This is a genomic window from Lysobacter antibioticus HS124, assembly GCF_000336385.2.
Classification (GTDB): domain Bacteria; phylum Pseudomonadota; class Gammaproteobacteria; order Xanthomonadales; family Xanthomonadaceae; genus Lysobacter; species Lysobacter firmicutimachus.
The window spans coordinates 1-3,641 of record NZ_HG424541.1; the positions used below are offsets into that span (position 1 = coordinate 1).

Annotated in this window: 2 protein-coding genes; one reads left to right on the forward strand and one right to left on the reverse strand. The window is 71.8% G+C overall.

Annotation, left to right across the window (positions count from 1 at the left end; genetic code table 11):
• Nucleotides 1-161: 161 nt before the first annotated feature.
• Nucleotides 162-851 (reverse strand): helix-turn-helix domain-containing protein, encoded by a 690-nt coding sequence (locus TX83_RS16975; RefSeq protein ID WP_186442626.1) that lies wholly within the window; start codon nucleotides 849-851, stop codon nucleotides 162-164.
• 263 nt (nucleotides 852-1,114) lie between these two features.
• Here TX83_RS16975 and TX83_RS16980 point away from each other — a divergent pair, with 263 nt between their 5' ends.
• Nucleotides 1,115-3,376 carry a serine hydrolase domain-containing protein gene (locus TX83_RS16980; RefSeq protein WP_064749163.1) on the forward strand — a complete coding sequence of 754 codons (2,262 nt, stop codon included), beginning with the start codon at nucleotides 1,115-1,117 and terminating at the stop codon, nucleotides 3,374-3,376.
• Nucleotides 3,377-3,641: the final 265 nt, after the last annotated feature.

Consider the following 3,641-nt stretch of genomic DNA (forward strand, 5'->3'; position numbering starts at 1 on the left):
GAGCGTGCTGCGCTGGCTGCTGGCGACCGGCGCGCTGCAAGTGCGGCGCGGCCGCGAATAATTTTCCGATCGGGAAAATCCGGCGTCGTGACCGCCGTTTGCGGCCGCTGTGACGGGTATTCGTGCGCCGCCGTGCGCGCGGTCGGACCCCGCGCGGCCGTTCAGCCGGACAGCCGGTGCGGCTGCGCCTCGCGCGGGGCTTCGATCGCGTAACGGTTCGACAGCGCTGCGCGCAGATGGTTTTCGTTGCCCGAACACACTGCGAGCAGACGGCAGGGGCCGGGCGCGGCGGCGATGTAGGCGTGGCCCATGGAGCTGTCGAAGTAGATCGAATCGCCGACCTCCAGGCGCATCGGCGCATACAGCTCGCTGTGCATCTCGACGCAGCCTTCCAGTACCAGCGCGAACTCTTCGCCGGCGTGGCGGATCAGTTCGCCGAACTCGTCCAGGCTGCGCGCATGCACGTCGACGATGATCGGCACCAGCCGTTTGTTGAGCAGTTCCGAAGCCGGATATCGATGATCGTAATGCTCGCTGCGGATCGCATAGCCCTCGCCGGCGCGGGTGATGCTGCGGCGGCCGGCGAACTGGTCGCTGCCGCTCGCCGCCGGCGCCGCGAACAGTTCGCCGATGTCGACTTCCAAGCCCTGCGCGATGCGGGTGAGCTTGTCGAAACTCAGCGACATCTTGCCGTTTTCGATCTTCGACAAAGTGGAGATCGGCAGGCCGGTGCGCGCGCCGATCTCGGCCAGCGTCCAGCCGCGCTGCCGCCGCAGCGCGCGCAGCGCGACGCCGGGATTGTGGGCGCTGGGAGCGACGGCGGTTACGTGCTTGCTGCGCATGGCGGGCATGGGAGCGGCCGTAAAGGTTGCCTGCAACGACTCTAGGCGCGCCGCGGGGGCCTTGCCAAGCGGGGGACGGCCCCGTCGCATGCAGGCAAAAGCGATTTTGCGAAAGGCGAAATGCGCGCGCAGCGCGAACGCAGGCGAGGGCCGCGCGCGCCGAGCGCGTACACTGCGCGCGGCGTTGCGAACGGTTTCTGATCGCCATCACATCGCGTCGCGGGCCGGAGGGCTCCGCACGGATCTTGGCGCCGAGGGCTTGCGGGGGACGAATGAAGGCGAGAGCGAACAAGAGCGGTTGGCTGGCGGCGCTGCTGGCGGCCGGGTTGTGCGGGGCCGGGGTCTGGGCGCAGCCCGCGCCGCGGCCGGTGGACCCGGCCGAAGTGCGGCCCGACCCGCCGCCGATGTCCGCCGACGCGCCGGCGCCGGCCGCGCCCGGTGCCTTCCCTGCCGCGACCATGCCGGTGCCGTTGCGCACATCGCCGGTCGAGGCGCGCATCGCACCTGCCGCCCCGGCCGAGGCGATCGATCCGCAGGCGCTGGCGCTGGACGTGATCCCGGCGCCGAAAGCCGGCGCGGCGCGAGCGCCGGTCCTGATCGAGCTGCCGCCGCCGATCGAGCTGCCGGCGGCGTTGGCCGAGCCTGCGGCGGCCGACGGGGCAATCCTGCTCGAGCCCGGTACGCGCCTGCCGGCGCCGGCGGTGAGCGCGGCCGACCTGGAGGCCTACGTCGACGGCCTGGTGCCGTCCGCGCTGGCGCGCGGCGGCCTGGCCGGTGCGGTGGTCGTGGTGGTGCGCGACGGCCGGACTCTGCTGTCCAAGGGCTACGGCTATGCGGACCTCGCCCGGCGCCGGCCGATGGACCCGGCGCGCACCCTGGTGCGGCCGGGCTCGGTGTCCAAGTTGTTCGTCTGGACCGCGGTGATGCAATTGGTCGAACAGGGCCGGCTCGACCTCGATGCCGACGTCAACCGATACCTGGACTTCCGTATCCGCGACTACGCCGGCCAGCCGGCGACGTTGCGCCAGTTGATGACCCACAGCGCCGGTTTCGAGGAATCGACCAAGCATCTGTTCGCGCGCGATGCGGCGCACTTGCAGCCGCTCGGGCGCTATCTGCGCGAAGTGCAGCCGCAGCGGATCTATCCGCCCGGCCGGGTGCCGGCCTATTCCAATTACGGCGCGGCGTTGGCCGGTTACATCGTCCAGCGTGTGTCCGGACTGCCGTTCGACGACTACGTCGAGCGCCGCATCCTGGCGCCGCTGGGCATGCGCCATTCCAGTTTCCGCCAGCCGCTGCCGAAGGGGCTGGCGGCGGACCTGGCCCAGGGGTATGCGACGGCCGGCGGACCGCCGATCGGCTTCGAGTACGTCAATCCCGCGCCCGCCGGCAGCCTGTCGGCGACCGCGCAGGACATGGCGGCGTTCATGAACGCCCAGCTCGGTGCGGGCCGTTACGGCGATGCCGTGCTGTTGCAGCCGCACAGCGTGCAGCGACTGCACGCGGCGAACTGGCGGCCGATCGCCGGCCTGGACGCGATCGGGTTGGGCTTCTTCCGTCGCGACGGGCGCGGCCCGTTGGCGATCGGCCATGGCGGTGCGACCGAGGCCTTCCAGAGCATGCTGGTGCTGCTGCCGGAGCACGGCGTCGGCCTGTTCGTCTCCGCCAGCGGCCCGGGCCGCGCCGGACGTGCGCTGCACCGCGACTTGGTGGACGGCGTGATCCGGCGCTACTTCCCCTCGCCGGCGCCGGCGCGGCCGACCCTGGCCACCGCGCGCCTGCACGGCGAACAGATCGCCGGGCATTACGAGAACAGCCGCAGCTCGGCGAGCAACTTCCTCGCCATCGCGCGCTTGCTCGGAGGCGCGAGCATCCGTGTCCACGACGACGCCACGGTCAGCGTGTCGACCCTGCGCACGACGGACGGCCGGCCCAAGCGCTGGCGCGAGGTCGGCCCCTATCTGTGGCAGGAGGTGGGCGGCGACAGCCTGCTGGCGGCCAAGCTGCGCGGTCAGCAAGTGATCGCGGTGAGCAGCGACGACGTGCCGGCGGCGATGTGGCTGCAGCCGGTGCCGGCCTGGCGCTCGCCGGCGTGGGTGCTGCCGGTGCTGGGGCTGGCATTCGCGCTGCAATTGGCGGCTGTAGTGCTGTGGCCGGTCGCCGCGCTGGTGCGCCGGCACTTGCGCCGTGGGCTGGGCCTGGACGCGCGGGCGCTGCGCTGGCGCCGTTGGCTGCAGGCCGGCGTCGTCGCCAACGTCGCGCTGGTGTCGCTGTGGGCGTGGATCCTGGCCCGCATCGAGTCCTCGGTGCGGATGCTGGACGGCGGCCTGGACGGTTGGCTGCGTCTGGCGCAGGCGCTGGGGCTGATGAGTGTCGCGACGGCGACGGTCGCCGTGTTGTATGCGCACCGGTTGTGGCGCTCGCCACCGCATCGCCTGCGACGAGCGTGCGCGGTGGCGATCGCGCTGGCGTGCGCGGCGACGGTCTGGGCGGTGTTCGCGTTGAAGACGGTGACGCCGGCGCTGGTCTATTGAGTCCTCGCCGCAGGAGGCGGGCGCAAGCCGCGCCCCCTGCGATTGCGTCGCGCCTTGGCACTGGCCCCTGCAGGAGCGGCGCAAGCCGCGACCGCGGGACGCGCAGAGAAATCAACGCCTTCGCCATCAATCGAAGCTCGAAACCCTCGCGGGGTAGGAGCGGCGCAAGCCGCAACCGCGCGCGCTCCCGCTCGCCGCGTCTTTTTCCTTGGCCCCTGTAGGAGCGGCGTAAGCCGCGACCACGGGACGCGCAGAGAAATCAACG

What these genes read in the sequence shown, in the direction of transcription:
- TX83_RS16975 (WP_186442626.1), bottom strand. Translation starts at nt 851, where the DNA reads ATGCCCGCCATGCGCAGCAAGCACGTAACCGCCGTCGCTCCCAGCGCC.
- TX83_RS16980 (WP_064749163.1), top strand. Translation starts at nt 1,115, where the DNA reads ATGAAGGCGAGAGCGAACAAGAGCGGTTGGCTGGCGGCGCTGCTGGCG.